The organism is Nocardia sp. NPDC087230 (assembly GCF_044744725.1).
GTDB lineage: Bacteria > Actinomycetota > Actinomycetes > Mycobacteriales > Mycobacteriaceae > Nocardia > Nocardia canadensis.
In genome coordinates, this window is record NZ_JBIUYV010000002.1 from 784,030 (window position 1) to 808,116 (window position 24,087).

Sequence of the window (24,087 nt, forward strand, 5' to 3'; positions counted from 1 at the left end):
AGCAGCACGGTCCCGCGCGCGCGTTCGGCGATCATGGCGACGACGAACTCCGCGGTCGCCGCCGAGAGCATCGGCCGACCGTGACGTGACCGATCGCCCCGATCACCAGGACTGTGCTGTTGTCGACCGTGCGCCCGACAGTAGGGATGGGCCGATGCGGTTCCACGTCCTGTGCGACCGGATCGGCGGCGGCAGCGAGAAGAACAGGCGGTGCCCACCAACCGGATTGGCGGAGACGGAGGGATTTGAACCCCCGGTCGCTCTCGCGACGCTCGCTTTCAAGGCGAGTGCATTCGGCCGCTCTGCCACGTCTCCCTAGAGTGAGATCGTAGCGGACGCGCGGCGCGCGTCCGGTGTCCGGCCGAGGTCGCGGAGAGGTGGAACCACCCCATGCAGGCAATCGAGTTGAACGGGTTCGGCGGGCCGGAGGTGCTGGAGTGGACCGTCACGGTCGATCCGGAGCCGGGGCCCGGCGAGGTGTTGATCGAGGTCATCGCGGCCGGGGTGAATCGGGCCGATGTGTTGCAGCGGCGGGGGTTCTATCCGCCGCCCGCCGACGCGAGTTCGGTGCCGGGGCTGGAGTGTTCGGGGACGATCGTCGCGCTCGGGGAGGGCGTGCGGGAGTGGCGGATCGGGGATCGGGTGTGCGCGCTGCTGTCCGGTGGCGGCTATGCCGAACTGGTCGCGGTGCCTGCCACCCAGCTGTTGCCGATTCCGGACGGGCTCGATCCGGTGGCGGCGGCGGGGTTGCCCGAGGTGGCGACGACGGTGTGGTCGAACCTGGTGATGACGGCCGGGCTGCGGTCCGGGCAGCTGGTGCTGATCCACGGTGGCGGCGGCGGGATCGGGACGCACGCGATCCAGGTGGCCCGCAGCCTCGGGGCGCGGGTGGCGGTGACGGCGGGCTCGGCCGAGAAGCTGGCCAAGTGCGCCGAGCTGGGGGCCGAGCTGCTGATCGATTACAAGACGCAGGACTTCGTCGCGGTGGTCGCGGCCGAGCCGTCGCAGGCCGGTGGTTCCGGCGCCGACATCATCCTCGACAACATGGGCGCGCTGTACCTGGAACGCAATGTGGAGGCGCTGGCGGCGCACGGTCAGCTGGTGGTCATCGGGATGCAGGGCGGCGTGGCCGGGAAGCTGAATCTGGCCACGCTGCTGGGCAAGTGGGGCACGGTGCACGCGACGAACGTGCGCAACCGGCCACGCGTCGGCGCGGGCAGCAAGGCCGAGGTCGTCGCGGCGGTGCGCGAGCGGCTGTGGCCGCTGATCGCCGCGGGCGAGGTGGTGCCGGTGATCTCCGCCGAGCTGCCGATCACCGAGGCGGGCCGCGCGCACGAGCTGCTCGATTCGCCGGAGACCTTCGGCAAGATCGTGCTGCGCGTGCGCGACTGAGGACTATTCGAGCGCGCTGAGCGCGCGGCCGAGCTGGTCGATCTCGTAGCGGGTCGTGTAGGGCGCCAAGCCGATGGTGACGGCGCCGCCCTCGTCGTTGACCCCCAGCGCGTCGAGCAACCGGCTGCCGCCGTGCACGCCGCTGACCGTGCCGATCCGGTTGTCGGCCAGCTTGGCCGCCACCTTCTCCGCCTGCATCCCCGCCATGGTGAAACTGACGGTGGGGATGCGGGTGGAGGCACGGCCGATCACGGTGAGGTTGTCGACCTTGTCGAGCACCTGCATGAGGTGATCGAAGAGCTGGTCGTGATAGTCCTGCAGCGAGGTGATCGACATCTCGAGCCGTTCGCGCCGGGTGCCGCGCGCCCGCTCGTCGAGTCCGGCGAGGAAGTCGATCGACTCGGTGAGCCCGGCCAGCAGCGCGTACTGGTGGCCGCCGACCTCGAGCCGTTCAGCACCCTTGGCATAGGGGTTGAGCGACATCGACGGGATGCGATCGAGGAAGGCCGGATCGCGGAACACCAGCGCGCCCACCTGCGGGCCGCCCCACGACGGCGCGCTCAGCGCGACCACGTCGGCATTGAGTTCGTCGATATCGATCAGGGCGTACGGAGCCGCGCCGAACGCGTCGGCGACCAGCAGGCCACCCACGTCGTGCACCCGGTCGGCGGCCACCCGGACCGCGGGCGCCGAGCCAACGATCGGGGACGCGGCGGTGAGCGCGACCAGCCGCGCGGTCGGGCCGATCAGCTCCTCGAACTGCCACGACGGCATCTCGCAGGTCTCGATCTCGACCTCGGCCCAGCGCACGTGCGCGCCGTAGCGGTTGGCGATGCGCAGCCACGGGGCCACATTGGCCTCGTCGTCGAGCCGGGACAGCACGATGCCGGTGCCGAGACCGAGCCGGGAACTCAGCGATTCCGCCAGCCAGGCCAGCAGCACCGCGCGATCGGGTCCGAGCACGACGCCGGCCGGATCTCCCCCGACCAGATCGGCGACCGCCTCACGCGCGGCGTCGAGGATCGCACCGCTGCGGGTCGCCGCACCGTGGCGGCCGATATGGGAAAACGAGGAGGTGCGGAAACCCGTTGACACGGCACGCGATACCGAATCCGGAACGAGCATCCCCGCCTGCGGGTCCAGGTGGATCCAGCCGTCGCCCAGGGACGGTATCAGGCCCCGAACCCTCGCGACGTCATAAGTCATGCCCGCCACTTTAAGGGCAGCGGGCGGTCCGGTGTAACCGCGTCGGGGTTTTAGCGCGAACCTGCCACACACGCAATGATGGGGATATGACGCACTCGGAGGATGTACCGGAATCCATCGTCGTGATCGGCCCCGACGGCCGTCCGCTCACCGTGCCCGCCGACCAGAACGGTGGCGCCACGTTCACCGGGCAGGTCGTCCCCGACGACGAGCAGAGCGCCACCGACGACGCCGATTCGGGTGAGTCGCTGGCCGACATGGTCGAGCAGCCCGCCAAGGTGATGCGCATCGGCACCATGATCAAACAGCTGCTCGAGGAGGTGCGGGCGGCTCCGCTCGACGACGCCAGCCGGTCGCGCCTCAAGGAGATCCACAAGTCCTCGGTCCGCGAGCTCGAGCAGGGCCTCGCGCCCGAACTGCGCGAGGAACTGGAGCGGCTGACCCTGCCGTTCACCGACGAGTCGGTGCCCTCCGACGCCGAGCTGCGGATCGCCCAGGCCCAGCTGGTCGGCTGGCTCGAGGGCCTGTTCCACGGCATCCAGACCGCGCTGTTCGCCCAGCAGATGGCCGCCCGCGCCCAGCTGGAGCAGATGCGTCAGGGCGCCTTGCCGCCGGGCATGCACGCGGGTGATCCGAAGGCCGGTGGCCACGTGGGCGGCGGGCAGTACCTGTAGACCGTTGAAGTCACTCCCCTTCTCGGCCGCCTCGATTCCGGACTGACGGAGCGAAGGAGCGCAGCGACTGAGCGGAGGAGGGAAGAATCGAGGCCGAGAGGCCGAGAACACCCGGCGCCAGCCGGAAAACAACACTGTAAGGTCGGGGACCGTGCCCGCAGCTGCCGCTCGTCCCGATTCGGTCTCCGACCAGAGTGACGCGCGTACCGAAGAGAGCCCCGTGCATTCCGACGACGATTCCCCGGTGACCGAGGCCGAACTGGCCGAGATCGCCGAAGCCGAGCACACCACGGATTCGCCCCTGCTGGTCGCGGAGCCGATGGTGTCGGACTCACAGACCTTCCAGCGCGCCTTCAAGGACATGCGAGACGGCTTCCATCAGCGCGAGCTATGGCTGTCGCTGGGCTGGCAGGACATCAAGCAGCGGTACCGGCGATCGGTGCTCGGCCCGTTCTGGATCACCATCGCGACCGGCCTGCAGGCGCTGGCGATGGGTCTGCTGTATTCGACGCTGCTCGATCAGCCGATCAGCCAGTATCTGCCGTACGTGACGATCGGCCTGATCGTCTGGAACGTCATCAGCGCCTCGATCCTCGAGGGCTCGGATGTCTTCATCGCCAACGAGGGCCTGATCAAACAGCTGCCGTCGGCGCTGAGCGTGCACGTGTACCGGCTGGTCTGGCGGCAGTTCCTGTTCTTCATCCACAACGCCGCGATCTACGCGGTGCTGTTGGTCGCGTTCTCGCTCTGGCGTGACCTGAACTGGTCGGTGCTGCTGGCCGTGCCCGCGATCCTGCTGCTGTTCCTCAACGCCATGTGGGTGTCGATCGTGTTCGGCATCTTCTCCACCCGCTACCGCGACATCGCCCCGATCCTGGGCTCGATGACGCTGATGCTGTTCGTGCTGACCCCGGTCATGTGGTCGACCAAGGCGCTGGAGAACTCGGTCGGCGGGATGAGCGACCGGGCCAAGCTGATCGAGATCGTGCCCACCTTCCACTACCTGGAGATCGTGCGCGCGCCGCTGCTGGGCGAGCCGTCGGAATGGCACCACTGGGCGATCGTCGGCGCGATCACGGTGGTCGGCTGGATCGTCGCGATCCTGGCGCTCAAGCAGTACCGTGCCCGCGTCCCGTACTGGGTTTAGGAGCAGTCCCCGATGAGCCGTGTGAGTATCGAAACCCAGCAGGCGTGGGTCGAGTTCCCCATCTTCGACGCCAAGTCGCGGTCGCTGAAGAAGGCGTTCCTCGGTAAGGCGGGCGGCGCGATCGGGCGCAACAGTTCCGATGTGGTGGTCGTCGAGGCACTGCGCGACATCAACCTCTCGCTCAAGGAAGGCGACCGGGTCGGGCTGGTCGGCCACAACGGCGCGGGCAAGTCGACGCTGCTGCGGCTGCTGTCGGGGATCTACGAGCCCTCGCGCGGCAGCGCGCGCATCCGCGGCCGGGTGGCGCCGGTGTTCGACCTCGGCGTCGGCATGGACCCGGAGATCTCCGGCTACGAGAACATCATCATCCGCGGCCTGTTCCTCGGGCAGACCCGCAAACAGATGATGTCCAAGATCGACGAGATCGCCGATTTCACCGAGCTCGGCGAGTACCTGTCGATGCCGCTGCGCACCTACTCCACCGGCATGCGGGTCCGGCTGGCGATGGGTGTGGTGACGTCCATCGACCCCGAGATCCTGCTGCTGGACGAAGGCATCGGCGCGGTCGACGCGGAGTTCATGAAGAAGGCGCGCACGCGGCTGCAGTCGCTGGTCGCGCGCTCGGGCATTCTCGTCTTCGCCAGCCATTCCAACGAGTTCCTGGCCCAGCTGTGCGACACCGCGATGTGGGTCGATCACGGCCAGATCCGCCTGCACGGCGGCATCGAGGAAGTCGTGCGAGCGTACGAGGGTCCCGACGCGGGTAACCACGTGGCACAGGTGCTGCGTGAGCTGGAGACCGAGGGCGCATCCGGCGCGACGGGCGAGAAGGAACTGGAGCAGAACAAGGCATGAGCGGTCAGCGGCCGGAGGAGGAAGCGGAGCGTGACCACGCAGGCCGCCCGAGCATGAGCGGTCAGCGGCCGGAGGAGGAAGGCGATCGGGCGGTGGTGCCCGGTGGGTTCAGCGTGACCGACCGTCTCGAAGCGGCCGAGGCGCCCGCCGAACCGATCGCGCTGCCCGACGACGCCGAACTGCCCGCCGGTGCCGAACCGGCCGACCTGCACACCGAGACCGGGCCGCGGGCGCGGATCATCGGCGTGGTCGTCACGCACAAGCGCCGGGAGCTGCTCGCCGAATCGCTGAAGGTGCTGGCCTCGCAGTCGCGCCCGATCGATCACCTGATCGTCGTCGACAACGCCAACGAGGACGAGGTGGCCGAGCTGGTCGCCCAGCAGCCGATCGAGGCCACCTACCTGGGGTCGCGGCACAACCTCGGCGGCGCGGGCGGTTTCGCGCTCGGCATGCTGCACGCGCTCACCATGGGCGCGGACTGGGTGTGGCTGGCCGACGACGACGGCCGCCCGGACGGTCCCGAAGTGCTGGCGACCCTGCTCGATTGCGCGCGCAGGCACAACCTCGTCGAGGTGTCGCCGGTGGTGTGCGATATCGACGAACCCGACCGGCTGGCCTTCCCGCTGCGCCGCGGTGTGGTGTGGCGGCGGCTGCGCTCGGAGCTCGGTGACGAGGACTTCCTGCCCGGCATCGCCTCGCTGTTCAACGGCGCGCTGATCTCGGCCAAGGCCGTCGACCTGATCGGGGTGCCGGATCTTCGCCTGTTCGTGCGCGGTGACGAGGTGGAGGTGCATCGCCGCCTGGTCCGCTCCGGGCTGCCGTTCGGCACCTGTCTGCAGACGGCGTACCTGCACCCCAACGGCGCCGAGGAGTTCAAGCCGATCCTCGGCGGCCGGATGCACACCCAGTACCCGGACGACCCGGTCAAGCGCTACTTCACCTACCGCAACCGCGGCTATCTGATGTCGCAGCCGGGCATGCGCAAGCTGCTGCCGCAGGAGTGGATCCGGTTCTCCTGGTTCTTCCTGGTGACCCGGCGCGACCCGGCCGGCCTGCGCGAATGGTTCCGGCTGCGCTCGCTCGGACGCAACGAGCAGTTCGGGAAACCCGACCCGAAATAATCGGTTGCCGCGGTTCGCGGCGATGTGTCATTGTCTGGGGACCAGCGAGAAGAGACGAGGAGGTGGATGTCCGTGGTGAGGATTGCCGTGCCCCGGCGAGCTGTGCGTGCGCACACCGCCGACGTGGACTCCACCCCGAACTCTTCTCGCTGAGCCCGCCGTCGGGCTCGGCCCCGACGAAGGACTTTCCCCCATGGTCGATTACGACCGTCTCGTCCCTTACGGCTGGACCGAAGCCGTAGCCTCCGAATACCTGCCGCTGCTCGGCGAACTCGTACCCGCGCGCATCGTCCGGATGGACCGCAGCGAATGCGATGTGGTGACGCCGTCCGGGCCCGCGCGTGCCGCCTGCCCGCGCGACATCACCGGTCTGTGCACCGGCGACTGGGTCGGACTCGACGCCGAGCCAACGGTGCGGCAGCTGTTGCCGCGGCGTTCGGCGATCACGCGATCGTCGGTGTCGGGGCGTTCGGTCGCCCAGGTGCTGGCGGCCAATGTCGATACCGTGCTGATCTGCACGGCCGCCGATGGTGACGTCGACCTGGGCCGGATCGAGCGCATGCTCGCGCTGGCCTGGGAGAGCAATGCCCAGCCGATCGTCGTGCTCACCAAAGCCGATGCGGCGGTCGATATCCCGCTCGACGAGGTGCGCGCGGTCGCCCCTGGTGCGACGGTGCTCGCGGTGAGCTCCACCGCCGAGGTGGGGCTCGATGTGCTCACCGCGCTGCTCGCGGGCACGGTGGCGCTGATCGGACCGTCCGGCGCGGGCAAGTCGACCCTCGCCAACGCCCTGCTCGGCGCGGAGGTGTTCGCCACCAACGCCGTTCGCGCGGTCGATGGCAAGGGGCGCCACACCACGGTGCACCGGGAGTTGCGGCCGTTGCCCGGCGGCGGCACTCTCATCGACACGCCCGGTCTGCGTGGGATCGGCTTGTACGACGCGGCCGAGGGCATCGGCAAGACGTTCAGCGATATCGAATCCCTGGCCGCCGAATGCCGTTTCGCCGATTGCGTGCACGAGACCGAGCCGGGGTGCGCGGTACTGGCCGCGCTCGCCGACGGTTCGCTGCCCGAACGCCGCTTGGCGAGTTACCGCAAACTCGCCAAGGAGAACGAGTGGATGGCGGCCCGCACCGACAAACGCCTGGCCGCAGAACGTGCCCAGGCGTGGCGCACCATCGTCAAGGAGCAGCGCCGCCGGTACCGCGAACGCGGCCGCCGCTGACCTACCTGGACAAATGATCACCACGCTCCGGTGTGCGGGCCTGCCCAGTGCCGACCTGCACCGGAGCGTGGTGATCTTGTCCGTTCCGGCCGGTCGCTGCTCGCCCGGACGGCGGTCCAGGAGCGGGGTAGGGTTCAGGCGCACGGTTCGCTATCCGGGAGGGATGAATGAGTAGCCCCGGCGATTTTCCACCACCACACCGCCCCGACGAGCCGGGACCCGCGGATTCCAGCGAATCGGGAAGCGGCACACCCCGACCCGATCCGGGTCGCCCGTCGACCGGCGACCAGTGGTCGGCGAACGGGCCGGAGACTCCCCAACCGGGTCACGCGCGGCCGAGCCCTCCCCCACCGGGATTCGGTGGACCGGGCGCTCCGCCACCGGGATTCGGGCAGCCGGGTGGGGCACCTGGTTTCGGTCGGCCTGCCGCCGGTACCGGCGGCCCTGGCTTCGGTCCCCCTCCCGGCATCCCCGGCGCCGGCCGGCCACCCACAGGCCCCGGCGGCCCCGGATTCGGCCAACCGCCCGCAGGTCCCGGCGTTTCGGCACCCAGCCATCCGCTGGTACCACCGGCGCCCGGATTCGGTGAACAACCAGGTCACGGGCGTCCGCAGGATGCCGACTTCGGACAACCGCACACGCCACCCGGCTTCGGTCGGCTCGACGCACTGCCGAGCCGAACCCCCGGAGGCGCCGCGGAGTCCGAATTTCCACCGCCGCACCGCCCTTCGGCCACAGTCTCTTTCGACGGCTTCTCCAGCCCGTCCGACGATCAGTCACCGGCCGGCCAGGAGAGCAGGCCACTGGTCGCCCCGCCCCGCCGCCCGGGCAGCAATCAACCACCGGGTGCACCGGGTCAACTCGGTACCCGGCCGCCCCTGGGCGGACCTGCCCCCTTCGGCCCCGGCGCCCAACCCCAGGGGGCACCGGGCCAGTTCGGTCCAGGCGGTACGCCCCCGCACAGCGGCCCGGGCCAGTTCGGGCCCGGTCAGTTCGGTCCGGGTGCCCAACCCCCGCACGCCGCACCGGGCCAACCAGGTCCCGGCGGCCAACCCCCTGGTGCGCCCGGCCACTTCGGCCAACCACCACATGGCGAACCCAGCCGATTCGGCACCGGTGACCAGCCGCTCGCAGGCACACCAGGACATCTCGGTGGTCCACCACCGCATGCGCTCGGCCAGGTCGGCCCCGGCCAGTTCAGTCCGGGCGGCCAACCACACGGTGCGCCTGGCCAGTTCGGCCAGCCGCCACACGGCGAACCCGGCCGATTCGGCACCGGCGACCACTCGCTCGCAGGGGCACCAGGGCAACTCGGTGGACCGCCGCCGCATGCGCCTGGCCAGTTCGGGTCGGGTGGGCACGCACCGCGCGGCGGGGCCGGACAGTCGGTGGCCGGTGGAGCTTCGGGGCCGAATCCGCCTGGATTGACGGTGGATTCGTCGTATGTGTGGGCTTCGTTCATGTTGGCGCTGGTGAAGCCGAAGATCTTCGTCAACGGGCAGCCGGTACCGGATGCGCGGTGGGGGCAGACGCATGTGCCGGTGGGGCCGGGGCAGTACCACGTGCGGGTGGTGACGCCGTGGCTGTTCGATATGGGGCCCGCGGAGATCCAGGTTCCCGTCACACCGGGGCCGGGAAGCAAGGTGTACTACCGGTCGCCCGCCGCGGTCTTCTTCAAGGGGGCGATCGGGTCGGAGCCGCAGAAGACGCCGGGGGTGATCTTCCTGTGGTTGCCGTTCGCGGTGCTCGGGGTGTTCTTCCTGCTGACGTTGTTGCTGATCCTGCTCGGCTGACCGACTCCAGGCACGCGGCAGCCCCGGCATCGCGCCGGGGCTGTTCCCGTCTCGGCGGAAACGCGACCCCGCCGTCGCGGCGCGGCGACCTCGAGCCCGGCGACGAGAAACGCCGCGCCGGAACGAATTCCGGCGCGGCGTTCGAACGATCAGCGCGAACTCAGCTGGGGTCGATCCCGTAGAGCCGGGCCCAGTTCTCGCGGCTGGTCAGCTCGGGCACCGCGTCGCGGTAGGCAGCCTGCAGCGCGGGCAGTTCCTTGCGGAGCTTGCGCAGGGTGCGGTAGGTGCGGATGAGCAGGGCGCGGGCGCGGGCCTTGTCGCGGCGGCGCACGCGCACGCCGGACTGGGAGGCGTCGGTGACGACCACGTGGTCGAACAAGCCGACGTGCCACCAGTGCGCGTCCTCGCGGGTGACGCCGATCAGGCCGTGCTGGGTGCGTCCGGTCCACTGGGTGATCGCGCGCTTGATCAGCACCAACGTGACCCGGCTCGGCTCGCCACCGGCCCGGCGGACCTGGATGTCGGCGGAGTTCACCGGCGGGGTCGCGGCGGGGTGCTTGATGGTCTCCGGGTAGTCGCCGCGGGTGCCCCGGGCGGCGGCGAGGGCGTCGATACCGCCGTCGCGCAGCACCTTCGGGCCCTTCATGAAGTCCTCGATGCCCTGCAGCGTGGTGTGCACCAGGCCGTACTGCATGCCGACCAGATGCTCGGCGATATAGCGGAAGAAGTCCCTGGTGATCGCCTTGGCGTCGAGATCGGTGTGCAGGGCGCCGACGATGAGCGAGTTACGGGTGGAGAAGTAGCGCGCCCAGTCGTCGTAGTCCTTCCAGTAGAAGTCGGCGTGCCAGACGGCGGCGTTGGGCAGGGTGACGGTGACGAAACCGTGCTCACGCGCGCGGATGCCGTACTCGACGTCGTCCCACTGGAAGAAGATCGGCACCGGCAGGCCGATCTTGGCGACCACCTCGGCCGGGATCAGGCAGGTCCACCAGGCGTTGTAGCCGGCGTCGACGCGGCGCTCCTGGTTCTTCTTGAGCATGGAGGTGTTGCGCAGTGCCTTGGGCACCTTCTGCCCGTGCTTGAGCTCGTGCAGGTGCACCTCCTCCGCGCCGACGTTGAGGTAGTCGGGATTGAGCAGGAACAGCATCTGCGCGCCGACCAGGGTCGGCTCGACGGTCAGGTTGGCGAAGGCCTGCAACCGCAGCACGGTCTCGGGCTCGCAGAGGATGTCGTCGTCCATCAAGATGACGTCGGCATGCTCGTTGGCCGCCGACACCTCGTAGAGGCCGCGGGTGAAGCCACCCGCGCCGCCGAGGTTGGGCTGGCGGATGTAGCGCAGCTTGTCGCCGAAGTCGGGGCGCACCTGCTGGAACAGCGGGCGGTTCTCGACCAGGTCGGTGCCCTGGTCGACGACGTAGACGGCGTCGATCGCGGCCAGCACGGTCGCGTCGGAGGCCAGCGCGGCCACCGTGTGCGCGCAGTCCTCGGCCCGGTTGAAGGTGCAGATCGCGATCGCGACCGGGCGGACCTTCTCCGGCGCCTGCGCGGTCCAGGCGAGGTCGGTGATGTCGAGGCTGCCGCCGATGGCGTCGAACTCGAGCCACAGCGCGCCGCCGTCGACGTACTGGTCGAGCGGGGCGGTCAGGCTGACCCGGCCGCCGCTGGTCGCCACGAGCGAGGCGATGATGCGGCGGTGGCCGGCGATGTCGGAGGCGACCAGGCGCACGTTCGCCTTGTCCCCGACCTCGAGGGTCGCGCTGGCCGTCACCTCGGTGACGGTGGTCCAGCGCTGCCAGTAGCTGGCGGCGAAGCGGCCGAAGTAGGTGTTGGTGTGCGCGGTGGCGCCCTTGGGCAGGTGCAGCGCCAGGCGCTCACGGACCGCGGCACCACCCTTGACGACGGCGTAGAGCTCGTCGCTCACCCGAGCCGACGGGCCGGTGAATATGCCCCTGGCCAGCACCAGCCGCTCCGGTGCCGCGTGTTCACCGCGCAGCGATTCCGGCGCGGCCTCGCGCCGATCGTTCGATTCGGTCACGGCTCCCGTAGCCGACTGTTCCATGAAGTCCTCGAAATTCTCGGTATCGACTGCGCCGACGCAAGCAGTCACGTAAAGAAGGGGCGGCGCGGCAGGCGGGGGTGAGGATATCAATCGCCCGGCCTCGTCGCGCTGTCAGTGAGGGGTCGCCGCACCCCGCGCGTGTTGCTCTTCGGTTGCCGAAGAGCCGGTGAAGACGAATTTGTCGTAGGCCCAATAGCGGAATACGACCGCGACGATCTGGCCGATCAGCGTGCCGGAAATGTTGTCCGACAGTGGCGAGGACAGGTCGAGCACATAGCGGGAAAAGCCGAGGCAGCCGAGTTGCAGCGCGATCGCGACGACGTTGAAGACCGCGTACAAAACGTATTCGCGGCCCGGGTTGTCGGTCTTCTTGTGGGAGAAGGTCCACCACTTGTTGCCGAAGTAGGTGACCACCGTCGCCACCGCGATCGCGATGATCTTGGCGACCAGCGGCGAGTGATACAGCACACCTTCGGTGAAGGTGAATCCGCCACCCCAGAAGACCAGCAGGTTGTAGGTGCCCGCGTCGACCAGGAAGCCGATCGCGCCGACGACGAGGAACGCGGCGCCCTGCCGCAGCGCCGTCACCACCTTCGACATCAACGACGCGGGGACCGGCTCGGACAACTCGGGGTGGGACACGGGCCGACCGTACACCGATGGCCCGTTCGGTCCCGCGTTAAGCTCGCTGAACCGGGTGAGCGGATCAGACGTGCGCTGTGTACCCTCCCGGTGTCCCACTGCTGCCTACATCGAGGATTGACCCGGGTGGACTCCACCGAGCTTCGCATTGCCGCCGTGGTCCCCTGCCACAACGAAGAGGCCGCGGTCGCCAAGGTCGTCGCCGACCTGAAGGCCGCCGTGCCGGGGATCGTCGTCTACGTCTACGACAACCTGAGCACCGACCGCACCGCCGAATGCGCCCGCGAGGCCGGCGCGATCGTGCGCTACGAGAACACCAAGGGCAAGGGCAACGTGGTGCGCCGTGCCTTCGCCGACATCGAGGCCGACGTCTATCTGATGATCGACGGCGACGACACCTACGAGGCGTCCGCGGCGCCGCTGATGATCAAGACGCTGCTCGACGGCCCCTACGATCACGTGCTCGGCGTGCGCAAGCAGGACGACAGCGACGGCAGCGCCTACCGCTCCGGCCACGAGACCGGCAACAAGGTGCTCAACGGCGTCGTCGGCAAGGTCTTCGGCGAGAACGTCGAGGACATGCTGAGCGGCTTCCGGGTGTTCTCGCGTCGCTTCGTCAAGAGCTTCCCGGCCGTGTCGCGCGAGTTCGAGATCGAGACCGAACTGACCGTGCACTCGCTGCACCTGCGGGTGCCGCAGACCGCGGTGCAGGTCGGTTTCCGTGACCGCCCGGCGGGCAGCGAATCCAAGCTGCGCACCTACCGCGACGGCACCAAGATCCTCGCGCTGATCCTCGGCCTGGCCAGGCACGAGCGCCCGGTGGCGTTCTACGGCCTGTTCGGCACGCTGGCCTGGCTGGTCTCGCTCATCCTGACCGTCCCGATCGTGATCGAGTTCTACGACACCCACGAGGTGGCGCGGTTCCCGACGCTGTTCTTCGCGTTCACCCTGATGCTGCTGGGCAGTCTCGCGTGGACCGCGGGCATGATCCTCGACGGCATCCGCCGGTCCCGGCACGAGGCGGCGCGCCTGGTCTACCTGCGCTATTCGGCCGCGGGGGCGCACGAAGACGTCACTGCCGGAGACCGTCGGTGACGACTTCCACCGAGCCGGACACCACCGTCGAGCTCAGCAAGACCGCACCGCAGGCACCGAGCACCAAGGACCGGCTCCTCGCGCCGATCCGGTCGCTGACCCACAGGCTGGGCGCGGCCACTGTCGCCTTCGCGGTGATCGCCACCGTGTTCGGCGCCCTGTTCGCCGTGCTCACCCCGCCGTTCTGGGGCCATGACGAGCTGACCCAGTTCGGCCGGGCCTACCAGGTGGCGCACGGCGGGGTGTTCCCGCAGCGCATCGCCGACGATCGCGGCGTCGCCTACGGCGGCCAGATCCCGGTCAGCGTCGACGCGCTGATGGGCTACGCCTTCCGCGACTACAACGACAACCCGGACGAGCCCGACGCGATGGTGGCCGACCCCGCCGTCTACGACCGGCTCGGCGACGCCGAGATCAGCTCGGCCACCAAGACGATGTGGTTCACGAACACCGCCGCCTACTCGCCGGTCCCGTACGTGCCCGCCGCCGTCGGTATCCGGCTCGGTGAGGCGCTCGGCCTGAATGTCGGTGGGATGTACCTGCTGACCAGGCTGGCCGGCCTGGCGGCCTACCTGGCCGTAGTCGGTTTCGCGCTGTACGCGCTCCGGGAGCGGCGCAGTCAGTGGCTGGTGTTCACCGTCGCGGTGCTGCCGATCGCGCTGTTCCAGGCGGGCACCGTCACCGCGGATACGCTCACCAATGCGCTCGCGATCATGGTGTCGGCGCTGTTGCTGAAGGCCCTGTTCGTCGGTGACCGGTTGCGGCCGGTGGAAACCGGCGCGCTGCTCGCCGCGACGATCGCGTTGCCGTTGAGCAAGCCGACCTATGTGCTGCTGGCAATGCTGGTTGTCGTCGTGCCCGCCGACCGCCTCGGCTTCACCGGAAAACTGAAGCTGATTCCGTGGGCTTTCGCCGCGACCGGTGGCGCGCTTTTCCTCGCGTGGACCAAAATCGCGGCACCGACCGGCGACGGAATGAGCCTGATGCGCCCGCCGCACCAGTGGGGTCAGGTGCGCCCCGCCGACCAGCTGAAGGGAATCCTCAGCGACCCCGTGCAATTCGTGCACACTTTCGGCGAGAGCATCGCCCTGCGCGATCACCGCTGGTTCAACCAGTTCTTCGGTGAACTCGGCTTCGCCTACGTCGATGTGCCCGCCGTATCGATGCTGGCGTGCCTGATCGCCTTCGCGGTGAGTTTCGGTATCGCCGACCGGATGAACACCACGACAGCCACTTTCCGGCGCACGCTGATCGTGGCGCTGACCGTGCTGGCGAGCGTCGCGATGATCTACGTGACGTTGTACATGTCGTTCACGCCGGTCGATTTCTACATCATCGACGGTGTCCAGGGCCGGTATTTCGTGCCGCTGGCGATCATGGGGCTGGCCGTGGTGGCCCGCTGGGTTCCCTTGCGGCTCACCGATTCCGACGGCGTGATCCCCACCCGCGCGACGGCGATCACCGTCACCTGCGCCTCGGTTTTCGCGCTGATCGGCGCGGCCGCGACGTATTACACCGTCGTCTGGGGATAACTCCCCGGACGACGGTGCGGGACTCAGAGCGTCTTTTCGCCCGCGGCCGCGTAGGCGCTTTCGGTGGCGGCCTTCTTGGGCCGCCACCAGTCCTCGTTCTCGCGGTACCAGGTGATGGTGTCGGCGAGACCGGCCCGGAAGTCCGCGTACCGCGGTGACCAGCCCAGTTCCTCGCGCAGCAGGCTCGCGTCGATGGCGTAGCGCTGGTCGTGACCCGGCCGGTCCGTCACATGGTCGAAGTCGGCGGGATCGCGGTCGAAGGCCCGCAGGATGAGCTGGACGACGCTGAGATTGTCGAGTTCGCCCTCGGCGCCGATGAGGTAGGTCTGGCCGATCCGGCCGCGGTCGAGAATGTCCCAGACCGCGCGATTGTGGTCGTCGACGTGGATCCAGTCGCGCACCTGATGACCGGCGCCGTACAGGCGCGGCCGCACACCGTCGATGAGATTGGTGATCTGGCGCGGGATGAATTTCTCGACGTGCTGATACGGGCCGTAATTGTTGGAGCAGTTCGACAGGGTCGCGCGGACGCCGAACGAGCGGGTCCAGGCGCGCACCAACAGATCGCTGCCCGCTTTCGTCGCCGAATACGGACTGGACGGGTTGTAGGCCGTGGATTCGGTGAAGGCCGGGTCCTCGGGGGTGAGATCGCCGTACACCTCGTCGGTGGAGACGTGGTGGTAGCGCACGTCGTGGCGGCGCACGGCCTGCAGCAGCGAGTAGGTGCCGACGATATTGGTCTGCACGAACGGCCACGGCTCGGCCAGCGAGTTGTCGTTGTGCGATTCGGCCGCGAAATGCACCACCGCGTCGACACCGCTGACCAGATTGTCGACCAGGTCCAGATCGGCGATGTCGCCGTGCACGAATTCGATCCGGTCGGCGACCGAATCCAGCGACGCCCGGTTGCCCGCGTAGGTGAGCGCGTCGAGGACGGTCACGTGCACATCCGGGCGCGTGGCCACGGTCTGCTGGACGAAATTCGCACCGATGAACCCGGCCCCGCCGGTTACGAGAACTCGCACCCGGCCAACGATACGTGCTCGCCGATGCCGTTCCGGACTCGAGGCGGCCGAAAATGCGATGCTGTACAGCGTCCGATCTGTGACGTCCCAGATATATTTGCTGTGACGTCCATCACTATAGACCCCACCAGGTTACGACTTCGGGTCTGGTTTCCTGAGAAAAAGCCCGGTCACCGCTCAGGTTTCGAGCACCGCACCAGTACCGGGGTATCAACGGTGAACAGAATTTGAATAGACGGTCACGCGAGGTTCACCGCTCGTTAGCTGCGAGGGCTTTTGATCATCGGGTCCCCTCCGAACGCTCCAACATCGAGGTTCAACGAAAATGCTGATGAGGAAATTCGCCGCCACCTCGGCGCTGCTGATCGCTGCCATGGGCGTCACCGCCGGCACCGTCAACGCCGCGCCGGTCGAAGAGGCCGCTCCGATCAATTTCACCGCCCAGGAAGTCGACGGCAAGTCCGTCATCACCACCGACGCTGGATCGCTTGTCGTCGAGGACGGCGTGTTCAAGGTCAAGGCCGTCGATGGCACCACCGTTGCCGGCACCCCGCTGTCGTTCCGTCTCGATGACTTCGAGTTCCCGATCGCGGCCGAGATCGCGGGCAACACCGCGACCCTCGCCCCGCAGATCGACCCGGCCAAGGCCGTCTACAAGCCCGTCGCCCTTCCCTTCGAGGACAAGGCGCCGTGGAAGAACGAGTACGACCGTGAGCAGGCCGCCTGGAGCCGCCTGACCTCCACCATCTCGATGGGCGCCACCCTCGGCACCCTCGTCGGTGGTCTCGGTGGCGGCGCCATCGGCTGCGTCCTCGGCGGCATCGCCGGTGCGACGGTTGCCTCGGCCACCATCGTTGGCCTCTTCGGCCCCTTCCTGCCCGCTGCCGCCCTGGGCTGCATCGGCGGCATCCTGGCCGTCGGCGCCCTCGGCGTTCTCGCCGGTCAGATCTTTGTGACCGGCCCGGTCGCGATCGGTGCTGCGATCCAGTATTTCGCCACCATCACCCAGCCGGCCCCCACTCCGGCCCCGGCCAAGTAGTCAGCTAAGGCTGCTTGCACGAAACGCCCCCGCTCGGTGATCCGAGCGGGGGCGTTTCACGTACAAGGCGACCGCCGGGAGACTCGGCCGGCCGACCGTGGTCCAGACCGTCCGAGCCGTATTCAGGCGGTGCGAGCGCGCTGTGCGGGTTCCAGCGCCACCCGCACGAACTTGGCGACCCGGCCGAGCGCCGACCGGCTCTCCGGCATGCTCGGCAGGATGCTCATGAACGCGTGTACCTGACCGCGCCACAGCTCGAGGGTGACCGGCACGCCCGCGGCGGTCAGCCGGTGGGCCATGAGTTCGCAGTCGTAGCGCAGCAGTTCGTCCTCGGCGGCGATGAGCAGCACCGGGGGGAATCCGGTGAGCTCGGCGTTGACCGGCGACATGGCCGGGTCGAGCGGACCGGTCGCTTCGGCGCCCAGCCGGATGACGGCCTCCAGGCCCGACAGCGGAATGTAGGCATCGCGGGTGACGTTGACGTAGCCCTGCTTGGCCCGGTAGTCGAGATCGAGCAGCGGGCTCAGCCCGACCAGCGCCGCGGGCAGCGGCAGGCCGATCTCCCGGGAGCGCAGCGCGGTGGCGAAGGCGAGGTAGCCACCGGCGGAGTCGCCCGCGAAGACGATCTTGGCCGGGTCGGCGCCGTGGCGCAGCAGCCAGCGGTAGGCGAGCACACAGTCGTCGATCGACTCGGTGATCACGCGGCCGGGCAGCTGCCGGTACTCGACATTGAGCACGGCCAGTCCGGTGCGCCGCGCGATCCCGGCGACGATCGCCCGATGCGATTGCAGGCCGCCGACGGCGAAGCCGCCACCGTGCATGTACAGCACCGCGCCGTGCCGCAGCGCGCGCGACCCGCCGGCGGGCCGGACCATCTCCATCCTGAAGCCGTCCAGCTGGATCTGCTCGCGCTCGATGCCGTGCGGTTCCGGCCGCAGCCGAGACAGCAGGTCGACGGCGACGGCGCCGAGCGGGATGGTCGCCCGGTTGATCGGCACGGTCCGCAGCAGCGGCCCGATGACGCCGACGCACGCGCCCATCAGCACTCGTGACGAGGTACTCGTTCGCCCGGAGTTGACGATGATGCCCTGCTCGGGCACGCGCGCTGCCTTCTTACCCACGACAGCGGCGGCGATTCCGCCCACCACACCCGGCCCGGCGATCTTCGACGATCCCATCGCGCACCTACCTCACAGCTGGCGCGTCGACCCCCACCAGGCGGGCCCGGTATGGATGTCCACGCTGACATCTAACATAGTGATGTTTCACACATCGACGCTCACATAATCAGATGAGCGCCTTGCGTGTCCCAGTTATCGCCCGACACACCCGGAGACAAACGTTCGTGACCAATTCGTCGACGTGTCGGAACCTCCCCGACTCCGCGGCAGGAGGAGCTGGCAGACTTCCCCCATGCGCGGAATCATCCTGGCGGGCGGCACCGGTTCGCGGCTGCACCCCATCACGCGCGGGGTGAGCAAGCAGCTCGTCCCGGTCTACGACAAGCCCATGGTCTACTACCCGTTGTCCACCCTCATGTTGGCAGGGATCGACGACATTCTGGTGATCACCACGCCGGAGGATGCCGACGCGTTCGCCCGGCTGCTCGGCGACGGCAGTCAGTTCGGCGTCGCCATCAGCTACGTGGTCCAGCCCGAACCCGACGGACTCGCGCGCGCGTTCGTGCTGGGCGCCGACCACATCGGCGGCGAGCCCGCGGCCCTGGTGCTCGGCGACAACATCTTCCACGGCCCCGGCCTCGGCGCCAGCCTGGAACGCTTCCACGACATCGACGGCGGCGCGGTCTTCGCCTACTGGGTCAAGGACCCGACCGCCTACGGCGTGGTGGAGTTCGAGCAGGGCCGCGCGGTCTCCATCGAGGAGAAGCCGAAGCGCCCGCGCTCCAACTACGCCATCCCCGGCCTCTACTTCTACGACAACGACGTGGTGCAGATCGCCCGCGAGCTGCGGCCGTCCGCGCGCGGAGAGTACGAGATCACCGACATCAACCGCGCCTACCTGGAACAGGGCAAGCTCAGCGTCGACGTGCTGGCCCGCGGCACCGCCTGGCTCGACACCGGTACCTTCGACTCGCTGCTCGACGCCGCCAACTACGTGCGCACCATCGAGGAACGGCAGGGCCTCAAGATCGGCGTGCCCGAGGAGGTGGCCTGGCGGCGCGGGCTGATCACCGACGACCAGCTCTGTGAGCTGGCCGAACCGATGGTGCGCTCCGGCTACGGCCGCTATCTGCTCGATCTGATCGACCGCGGGAAAGACTGGTAACTACAGGCATGCAGATCCGTGAACTGGCCATCCCCGGCGCGTGGGAGGTGACTCCCCGCCTGCTCGGCGACGACCGCGGGATGTTCTGTGAGTCGTTCAAGGCCTCGGAGTTCGAGAAGGCCACCGGGCGCCCGTTCGAGCTGCACCAGGTGAACACCTCGGTCTCGGCCGCCGGCGTGCTGCGCGGCATCCACTACACCGAGGACCCGCCGGGTCAGGCCAAGTACGTCACCTGCGTGCGCGGCGCGTTCCTGGACGTGGTGGTGGACCTGCGCCCCGGCTCGCCGACCTACGGCCGCTGGGACAGCGTGCTGCTCGACGACGTGCACCGGCGCTCGGTGTTCCTGTCCGAGGGCCTCGGCCACGCCATCCTCTCGCTCGAGGACGGCTCGACGGTCACCTACCTGTGCTCGCTCGAGTACACCCCCGAGTTCGACCGGGATATGGACGCCTTCGACGCCCGCCTCGGCATCGACTGGCCGACCGAGGCCCGCGACGGTAGTCGGCTCACCTACATCCGCTCCGCCAAAGACGAAGTGGCTCCGCCTTTTTCCTGATCCACGTGAAACAGCGCCCCCGAGCTTCAACTCGGGGACGCTGTCAGCGAACAACCCGCACCACGGTTTCGGCCGCCTCGCCTCCGAGGGGCGAGACGTAACGCCACAGGCGCAGTATCGCCCCTCGGAGGCGAGGTCACGAGGCCGAAACCCGCGGCGCCAGCCGCCATCTACACAGTCTCCAGCAGCTTCTCCTCCGCCGCGGGCGCCGCGACGACCCGCTGCCTGCGGCGCGGCAGGAAGACCGTCAGGGCGACCAGCGCGCCGACGATGGTGACGCCCGCGGCGAACTCGAGGCCCGGCCGGTAGGTGTCGAGCATCTGCTGCGGCGTCGCGCCGGCACCGTGGGTGCCGGAGGTGACGATCGCGGTGGTCACCGCGAGCACGATGGCCGCGCCGACCTGCATGGAGGTCTGCAGCACGCCGGCCGCCAGACCCTGTTCGTCGTCGTCGATACCGCTGGTGGCCTGCACGTTGATCGCCGGGAAGCCGACCCAACCGATGCCGATCAGCAGGATGGCGGGCAGCAGCACGGTCAGGTAGTCCGGCGCGGTGTCGACCCGCAGGAACAGCAGGTAGCCCACGGCCATCACGGACATGGTGACGGCGATGACCGGTCCGGTGCCGAAACGATCGATCAGCTTCTCGGAGAAGAACGCCGACCCGACGACCAGGATGCCGACCGGCAGCAGGGCCATCGCCAGCTTCAGCGCCGACCACTCCAGCGTGTCCTGCAGGTACAGGGTGACGATGAACTGCCAGCTGAAGTACGAACCGGCGACCGCGATGATGGCCAGGCTGGCCCGCACCAGCGACACCTTGCGCAGGATGCCCAGCCGCACCAGCGGGTGCCGCACCCGCTGCTCGGTGATCACGAACGCGGCGAACAGGGCGATCACGGCGAGGAACGAAGCGACCGTGCGGACCGAGGTCCAGCCGACCTCCGGCGCGGTGACCACGGTGTAGACCAGCAGCAGCATGCCCGCGGTGGACAGCAGGGCGCCGAGCAGGTCATGTCCGCCTTCCTCGGCCTTACCGTCCTTGGGCACCAGCACGAAGGCGGCGGCCAGCGCGGCCAGGGCGATCGGGACCGGGAGCAGGAAGGTCCAGCGCCAGCCGACGCCGGTCATCAGGCCGCCGAACAGCAGGCCCATCGAGTAGCCGCCCGCACCGAACACGGTGTAGATGGACAGCGCCTTGTTGCGCGCTTTCCCTTCGGCGAAGGTCGTGGTGATGATCGACAGGCCGGTGGGGGCGGTGAACGCGGCGGCCAGGCCCTTGATGAAGCGGGTGACGATCAGCAGGGCCGGATCGCTGACCAGGCCGCCGACCAGGGAGGCGATCGCGAACACGGCCAGGGCGATGAGGAAGACCTTGCGGCGCCCGAGCAGGTCGGCCGTGCGGCCGCCGAGCAGCAGCAGGCCGCCGTAACCGAGGACGTACCCGCTGACGAGCCACTGCAGGGTGGAGGTGGACAGATCGAGCTCGGCGCCGATGGACGGCAGCGCGACGCCGATCATCGAGACGTCGAGCCCGTCGAGGAACAGGACGATGCACAGGGTGATCAGCATGCCCCAGAGCCGGGCGGACCATGTGGTCGGATCGGTCGCCTGATCTGCGGCCGAGAGCGTTGCTGGCGAAGTCATGCGGCGAACATTACATGCGTGCGCATTAAATGCCAACACATAAAATGCCGTTGCATGGAGATGCCCGGACCACTAAGATGGGGCCATGTCGAACCCGGCCACAGCATCAGCTCGGCGCAATGGAGCGCCCACCGAGCTGGTCGGCCAGTGGCGCGAACTGCTCGGACGGCACGCCGCCGTGAGTTGCGCACTGGAGAAGGCGCTTCAGCACGAACACCGCATCGGTCTCAGCGAGTTCGAGACCCTCGATCGACTGGTCGACGCGGACTGTCAGAAGTACCGGATGACCGAGCTGGCGGGTGATATCTACCTGAGTCAGAGCGCGCTCTCGCGCGCGGTGGCCAGGCTGGAACGCGACGGCCTGGTCGAGCGCACCATGTGCGCCGAGGACCGCCGCGCCATCTTCGTCCGGGTCACGGAAAAGGGCAGGGCGGTCTATGACCGGGCCCTGCCCACACACCGTTCGGTGCTCGCCGACTCCTGGTAGGAGCCGGGGTCACAGCTCGCCGGAAGCCGCCGCGCTGATGTCGGTGAACGCGCCGCGATAGCGGTCGTAGTCGTTCGGCTTGTCCAGGTAGGCCGAGCCGGCGAAGGTCTCCACGAAGACCACCGGCGGCTCCGGCCGGTCCAGCGAACCGTCGATACCGAAGTCGAGGATCACGAACCGGCCCGACTCCAGCCCCGCGTGATACCCGGTATCACCGGGGACCACCTGGATTCGCACCGTGTCCAGCTCGGCCAGCTCGCGCAGTCGCGCGCGCTGGCCGGCGAGCACCCGATCGTCACCGATGCGCCTGGTCAGCACCGCTTCGGCGAGCACTACCCGCAATCGCAGCGGCGACTGCGCACGGGTGATCAGCGCCTGCCTGGCCGCCCGGACCCGCAGCCTGCGCTCGAGATCCTCCTCGGTCAGGCCGGGGACGGTCTGCTCGAGCAGCGCCCTGGTGTAGTCCTCGGTCTGCAGCAGCGCCGGGACCAGCCCGTCCTCGTAGATCGACAGGCAGGTCGCGGCCTCCTCGAGGCCGATGTAGACCTCGAAGCCCTCCGGGATCACATCGCCGTAGCTCGTCCACCATCCCCTGGCCTTGGTTTCGCGCGCCAGCGCGGCCAGCGGCTCGATGAGTTCCGCCGGCGCGCCGTACACCTTGCACATGGCCTCGACGTCGAGGCTGCGCAACGACGTCTGCCCCGTCTCGATTCGCCAGATCTTCGCTTCCGACCACTCGAGTTGCGCCGCCGCGGTCCTGGTCGTCATCCGCGCCTGATTGCGCAGGTCACGTAAGTGCCTGCCCAGCTGCCTGCGCGGCATCGTCGAACCGGTGACGCCCTGTGGTGAAGCCATACTGCCCCCCTGTATCCAAATCCGGTCTCCCCCATTCTCTTTCGGAGACCGCCCTACGCAGCCGACAATAGGCGTCGGATCTGCGTACGGATTGTTTCACAATGAATCGGACAACGCGCACCACATAGTTTTGGGGCCTGCTCCAGGCGCGATCGCTACTTCTTCTTCCGGAACCGCCAGAACTGCACGGCCCGCACGTCCTCGGAGAGCTGGTTCACCGGTTCGGCGACATCGGAGAGCGCCTGGAAGAGTCCATCGGCCAGCTCACTGATGTGCTCGACCCGGCCCGCGAGCCGGGCGGCGTTGTCGGCGAACTCCAGCATCAGGCGCACCGAGGCCGCGATGGTCAGGCCGAGCGGAACGGCGACCAGTGCGGCGAGGATGCCCAGCAGAACCGAGGCCTTCCACATCAGCACCGTGAGCGCCACCGGGACGCCGATACCGAAGGAGACGACGCCGAGGATGTAGGCCAGCGGCAGCAAGGTCCTGGTCGCGGGCCTGCGGAACTGGACATCGAGCAGTGAACGCAGCACTTCGGCGGCCCACTGCTTGGCGGATCCGGTACTGCGGAACGGGTCATCGAAGCCCGCGTCGCGCGGTATGTCCGAATCGTCCGGGAATTCCTCGCCTTCGGCGGCCTGCCCCGACCGCGTGCCCGCGCGCTTCACATCGGTCTCTTTCCAAGAGAGCCAGCGTGATTCGGCTTCGAACTCCTCGGGATCTCCGTCGGGAGACGAGGACGTACCCGGCGCATCGGTCATGGTCCGAATCCTGCCCGTTTTCGGCCCGCACGCCAAGCCGGATCGGCTCGATCCTCCGATAGCGAAGGTGAGCGAACTGAGACGAAGCAGACACTCTCGAATATTTTTCGGTAACGGCGTAACAAGACGGCCACCCCCAGCCGATACGACCCATGAACGCAGGAACAGAGCTCTTCGGGGAATGGAGAACACAGTGCGCACGACGTTTCCGACCACCACCACGGGCACCGAGAAGGGTGCCGCCGCGCAGGAGTACGCCGCGCGGGGCTGGACGGTTGCCGAAACGGCCAACGGCCTGTGCCTGATCACCGACGATGACATCTCGGCTATCGAGGTCACCGGTGAGATGGCGGGCGAGGTCCGCCGATTCCTGCGCGCCAACAACCTGTCCGGCCCCGTGATCGAGATCCCGGGCCAGGAGCGTCGCGAGATCCACCTGGTCACCGGCGTCCGCAAGGCCGCCATGGCGATCGAGGCCATGCGCGAGGCCGGTGTCGTCGTGCACACCGACGGTGCCAGCATCCCGCTGCCCCCGACCCAGCTCGCCGCCGGCTCCGCCGCCTGGAGCGTCGCCCCGTCCGAGGCCCGCTGGGTCCCGCCGGTCGTCGCCCTCGGTGCCGCCGTCCGCGCCGCCGCGAGCCGCAAGCGCGCCACCCTGACCCCCACGCTGACCCTGGCCAGCTGAGGTAA

The 24,087-nt window shown here is 68.6% G+C and carries 23 protein-coding genes and 1 tRNA gene; 14 read left to right on the forward strand and 10 right to left on the reverse strand.

What is annotated here, in order from left to right; all coding sequences use genetic code 11:
* Window positions 1-227 precede the first annotated feature (227 nt).
* Window positions 228-315: transfer RNA gene (locus tag ACIO52_RS09915), tRNA-Ser, on the reverse strand.
* Between the two features lie 75 nt (window positions 316-390).
* On the opposite strand from ACIO52_RS09915, the gene ACIO52_RS09920 reads away from it, so the two are divergent.
* The gene (locus ACIO52_RS09920; protein ID WP_218721265.1) at window positions 391-1,392 is read left to right on the forward strand and encodes an NAD(P)H-quinone oxidoreductase; all 1,002 of its coding nucleotides are present in this window, start codon (window positions 391-393) and stop codon (window positions 1,390-1,392) included.
* Between the two features lie 3 nt (window positions 1,393-1,395).
* On the opposite strand, the gene ACIO52_RS09925 is transcribed toward ACIO52_RS09920, so the two are convergent.
* Window positions 1,396-2,598, reverse strand: a complete 1,203-nt coding sequence (locus tag ACIO52_RS09925; protein ID WP_218721264.1) for a cysteine desulfurase-like protein — start codon at window positions 2,596-2,598, stop codon at window positions 1,396-1,398.
* A gap of 86 nt (window positions 2,599-2,684) precedes the next feature.
* Between ACIO52_RS09925 and ACIO52_RS09930 the strand changes: the two genes are divergently transcribed.
* The 5 genes from ACIO52_RS09930 (at window position 2,685) to rsgA (ending at window position 7,620) form a co-directional block, all read left to right on the forward strand.
* Window positions 2,685-3,272: a bacterial proteasome activator family protein gene (locus ACIO52_RS09930; protein ID WP_218721263.1), complete on the forward strand. Its 588-nt coding sequence runs from the start codon at window positions 2,685-2,687 to the stop codon at window positions 3,270-3,272.
* Between the two features lie 319 nt (window positions 3,273-3,591).
* Window positions 3,592-4,419: an ABC transporter permease gene (locus ACIO52_RS09935; protein ID WP_218721343.1), complete on the forward strand. Its 828-nt coding sequence runs from the start codon at window positions 3,592-3,594 to the stop codon at window positions 4,417-4,419.
* A gap of 12 nt (window positions 4,420-4,431) precedes the next feature.
* Window positions 4,432-5,274: an ABC transporter ATP-binding protein gene (locus tag ACIO52_RS09940; RefSeq protein WP_218721262.1), complete on the forward strand. Its 843-nt coding sequence runs from the start codon at window positions 4,432-4,434 to the stop codon at window positions 5,272-5,274.
* A 53-nt stretch (window positions 5,275-5,327) separates the two neighbouring features.
* On the forward strand, window positions 5,328-6,395 hold the full coding sequence (locus ACIO52_RS09945) for a glycosyltransferase family 2 protein (protein ID WP_316573245.1): 1,068 nt from the start codon (window positions 5,328-5,330) through the stop codon (window positions 6,393-6,395).
* A gap of 193 nt (window positions 6,396-6,588) precedes the next feature.
* Entirely contained in the window at window positions 6,589-7,620 is a 1,032-nt protein-coding gene (gene rsgA / locus ACIO52_RS09950; RefSeq protein ID WP_316573166.1) for a ribosome small subunit-dependent GTPase A, read from the forward strand.
* Between the two features lie 776 nt (window positions 7,621-8,396).
* Here the strand turns inward: rsgA and ACIO52_RS09955 are convergent.
* The gene (locus ACIO52_RS09955) at window positions 8,397-8,981 is read right to left on the reverse strand and encodes a hypothetical protein (RefSeq protein WP_402643011.1); all 585 of its coding nucleotides are present in this window, start codon (window positions 8,979-8,981) and stop codon (window positions 8,397-8,399) included.
* Between the two features lie 69 nt (window positions 8,982-9,050).
* On the opposite strand from ACIO52_RS09955, the gene ACIO52_RS09960 reads away from it, so the two are divergent.
* On the forward strand, window positions 9,051-9,413 hold the full coding sequence (locus ACIO52_RS09960; RefSeq protein WP_316573164.1) for a hypothetical protein: 363 nt from the start codon (window positions 9,051-9,053) through the stop codon (window positions 9,411-9,413).
* A gap of 160 nt (window positions 9,414-9,573) precedes the next feature.
* On the opposite strand, the gene ACIO52_RS09965 is transcribed toward ACIO52_RS09960, so the two are convergent.
* Together ACIO52_RS09965 and ACIO52_RS09970 are read right to left on the reverse strand one after the other, a co-directional pair.
* Window positions 9,574-11,472 (reverse strand): glycosyltransferase, encoded by a 1,899-nt coding sequence (locus ACIO52_RS09965; protein WP_218721260.1) that lies wholly within the window; start codon window positions 11,470-11,472, stop codon window positions 9,574-9,576.
* Window positions 11,473-11,583: 111 nt separating this feature from the next.
* On the reverse strand, window positions 11,584-12,114 hold the full coding sequence (locus tag ACIO52_RS09970; RefSeq protein WP_316573163.1) for a GtrA family protein: 531 nt from the start codon (window positions 12,112-12,114) through the stop codon (window positions 11,584-11,586).
* A gap of 126 nt (window positions 12,115-12,240) precedes the next feature.
* On the opposite strand from ACIO52_RS09970, the gene ACIO52_RS09975 reads away from it, so the two are divergent.
* Both ACIO52_RS09975 and ACIO52_RS09980 read left to right on the forward strand, forming a co-directional pair.
* Window positions 12,241-13,209: a glycosyltransferase gene (locus tag ACIO52_RS09975; RefSeq protein ID WP_316573162.1), complete on the forward strand. Its 969-nt coding sequence runs from the start codon at window positions 12,241-12,243 to the stop codon at window positions 13,207-13,209.
* Entirely contained in the window at window positions 13,206-14,741 is a 1,536-nt protein-coding gene (locus ACIO52_RS09980; protein ID WP_316573161.1) for a DUF2142 domain-containing protein, read from the forward strand. The genes ACIO52_RS09975 and ACIO52_RS09980 overlap by 4 nt, the downstream gene beginning before the upstream one ends.
* Window positions 14,742-14,764: 23 nt before the next feature.
* Here ACIO52_RS09980 and rfbB read toward each other — a convergent pair whose 3' ends face one another.
* Complete coding sequence (rfbB, locus tag ACIO52_RS09985) at window positions 14,765-15,766, reverse strand: dTDP-glucose 4,6-dehydratase (RefSeq protein ID WP_218721256.1); 1,002 nt, start codon at window positions 15,764-15,766, stop codon at window positions 14,765-14,767.
* A gap of 325 nt (window positions 15,767-16,091) precedes the next feature.
* Between rfbB and ACIO52_RS09990 the strand changes: the two genes are divergently transcribed.
* Window positions 16,092-16,805, forward strand: coding sequence for a hypothetical protein (locus tag ACIO52_RS09990; RefSeq protein ID WP_402643017.1), 714 nt, complete (start codon window positions 16,092-16,094; stop codon window positions 16,803-16,805).
* 122 nt (window positions 16,806-16,927) lie between these two features.
* Here the strand turns inward: ACIO52_RS09990 and ACIO52_RS09995 are convergent, their stop codons facing one another.
* Entirely contained in the window at window positions 16,928-17,983 is a 1,056-nt protein-coding gene (locus ACIO52_RS09995; RefSeq protein ID WP_218721254.1) for an alpha/beta hydrolase, read from the reverse strand.
* A gap of 235 nt (window positions 17,984-18,218) precedes the next feature.
* Here ACIO52_RS09995 and rfbA point away from each other — a divergent pair, with 235 nt between their 5' ends.
* Both rfbA and ACIO52_RS10005 read left to right on the forward strand, forming a co-directional pair.
* Entirely contained in the window at window positions 18,219-19,091 is an 873-nt protein-coding gene (rfbA, locus tag ACIO52_RS10000) for a glucose-1-phosphate thymidylyltransferase RfbA (protein WP_218721253.1), read from the forward strand.
* A gap of 8 nt (window positions 19,092-19,099) precedes the next feature.
* Window positions 19,100-19,648, forward strand: coding sequence for a dTDP-4-dehydrorhamnose 3,5-epimerase family protein (locus ACIO52_RS10005; RefSeq protein ID WP_402643021.1), 549 nt, complete (start codon window positions 19,100-19,102; stop codon window positions 19,646-19,648).
* 170 nt (window positions 19,649-19,818) lie between these two features.
* Here the strand turns inward: ACIO52_RS10005 and ACIO52_RS10010 are convergent, their stop codons facing one another.
* Window positions 19,819-21,294 (reverse strand): MFS transporter, encoded by a 1,476-nt coding sequence (locus tag ACIO52_RS10010; protein ID WP_218721251.1) that lies wholly within the window; start codon window positions 21,292-21,294, stop codon window positions 19,819-19,821.
* Window positions 21,295-21,379: 85 nt separating this feature from the next.
* Here ACIO52_RS10010 and ACIO52_RS10015 point away from each other — a divergent pair, with 85 nt between their 5' ends.
* Window positions 21,380-21,781 (forward strand): MarR family winged helix-turn-helix transcriptional regulator, encoded by a 402-nt coding sequence (locus tag ACIO52_RS10015; RefSeq protein ID WP_218721250.1) that lies wholly within the window; start codon window positions 21,380-21,382, stop codon window positions 21,779-21,781.
* 9 nt (window positions 21,782-21,790) lie between these two features.
* Here the strand turns inward: ACIO52_RS10015 and ACIO52_RS10020 are convergent, their stop codons facing one another.
* The gene (locus tag ACIO52_RS10020) at window positions 21,791-22,636 is read right to left on the reverse strand and encodes a helix-turn-helix domain-containing protein (RefSeq protein WP_402643026.1); all 846 of its coding nucleotides are present in this window, start codon (window positions 22,634-22,636) and stop codon (window positions 21,791-21,793) included.
* Between the two features lie 155 nt (window positions 22,637-22,791).
* Window positions 22,792-23,397, reverse strand: coding sequence for a DUF4282 domain-containing protein (locus tag ACIO52_RS10025; RefSeq protein WP_316573157.1), 606 nt, complete (start codon window positions 23,395-23,397; stop codon window positions 22,792-22,794).
* A 181-nt stretch (window positions 23,398-23,578) separates the two neighbouring features.
* On the opposite strand from ACIO52_RS10025, the gene ACIO52_RS10030 reads away from it, so the two are divergent.
* Window positions 23,579-24,082 (forward strand): hypothetical protein, encoded by a 504-nt coding sequence (locus ACIO52_RS10030; RefSeq protein ID WP_218721247.1) that lies wholly within the window; start codon window positions 23,579-23,581, stop codon window positions 24,080-24,082.
* The last annotated feature ends 5 nt before the right edge of the window (window positions 24,083-24,087 follow it).

What these genes read in the sequence shown, in the direction of transcription:
- ACIO52_RS09920 (WP_218721265.1), top strand. Translation starts at nt 391, where the DNA reads ATGCAGGCAATCGAGTTGAACGGGTTCGGCGGGCCGGAGGTGCTGGAG.
- ACIO52_RS09925 (WP_218721264.1), bottom strand. Translation starts at nt 2,598, where the DNA reads ATGACTTATGACGTCGCGAGGGTTCGGGGCCTGATACCGTCCCTGGGC.
- ACIO52_RS09930 (WP_218721263.1), top strand. Translation starts at nt 2,685, where the DNA reads ATGACGCACTCGGAGGATGTACCGGAATCCATCGTCGTGATCGGCCCC.
- ACIO52_RS09935 (WP_218721343.1), top strand. Translation starts at nt 3,592, where the DNA reads ATGGTGTCGGACTCACAGACCTTCCAGCGCGCCTTCAAGGACATGCGA.
- ACIO52_RS09940 (WP_218721262.1), top strand. Translation starts at nt 4,432, where the DNA reads ATGAGCCGTGTGAGTATCGAAACCCAGCAGGCGTGGGTCGAGTTCCCC.
- ACIO52_RS09945 (WP_316573245.1), top strand. Translation starts at nt 5,328, where the DNA reads ATGAGCGGTCAGCGGCCGGAGGAGGAAGGCGATCGGGCGGTGGTGCCC.
- rsgA (WP_316573166.1), top strand. Translation starts at nt 6,589, where the DNA reads ATGGTCGATTACGACCGTCTCGTCCCTTACGGCTGGACCGAAGCCGTA.
- ACIO52_RS09965 (WP_218721260.1), bottom strand. Translation starts at nt 11,472, where the DNA reads ATGGAACAGTCGGCTACGGGAGCCGTGACCGAATCGAACGATCGGCGC.
- ACIO52_RS09990 (WP_402643017.1), top strand. Translation starts at nt 16,092, where the DNA reads ATGCTGATGAGGAAATTCGCCGCCACCTCGGCGCTGCTGATCGCTGCC.
- ACIO52_RS09995 (WP_218721254.1), bottom strand. Translation starts at nt 17,983, where the DNA reads ATGGGATCGTCGAAGATCGCCGGGCCGGGTGTGGTGGGCGGAATCGCC.
- rfbA (WP_218721253.1), top strand. Translation starts at nt 18,219, where the DNA reads ATGCGCGGAATCATCCTGGCGGGCGGCACCGGTTCGCGGCTGCACCCC.
- ACIO52_RS10005 (WP_402643021.1), top strand. Translation starts at nt 19,100, where the DNA reads ATGCAGATCCGTGAACTGGCCATCCCCGGCGCGTGGGAGGTGACTCCC.
- ACIO52_RS10010 (WP_218721251.1), bottom strand. Translation starts at nt 21,294, where the DNA reads ATGACTTCGCCAGCAACGCTCTCGGCCGCAGATCAGGCGACCGATCCG.
- ACIO52_RS10015 (WP_218721250.1), top strand. Translation starts at nt 21,380, where the DNA reads ATGTCGAACCCGGCCACAGCATCAGCTCGGCGCAATGGAGCGCCCACC.
- ACIO52_RS10020 (WP_402643026.1), bottom strand. Translation starts at nt 22,636, where the DNA reads ATGGCTTCACCACAGGGCGTCACCGGTTCGACGATGCCGCGCAGGCAG.
- ACIO52_RS10025 (WP_316573157.1), bottom strand. Translation starts at nt 23,397, where the DNA reads ATGACCGATGCGCCGGGTACGTCCTCGTCTCCCGACGGAGATCCCGAG.
- ACIO52_RS10030 (WP_218721247.1), top strand. Translation starts at nt 23,579, where the DNA reads ATGGAGAACACAGTGCGCACGACGTTTCCGACCACCACCACGGGCACC.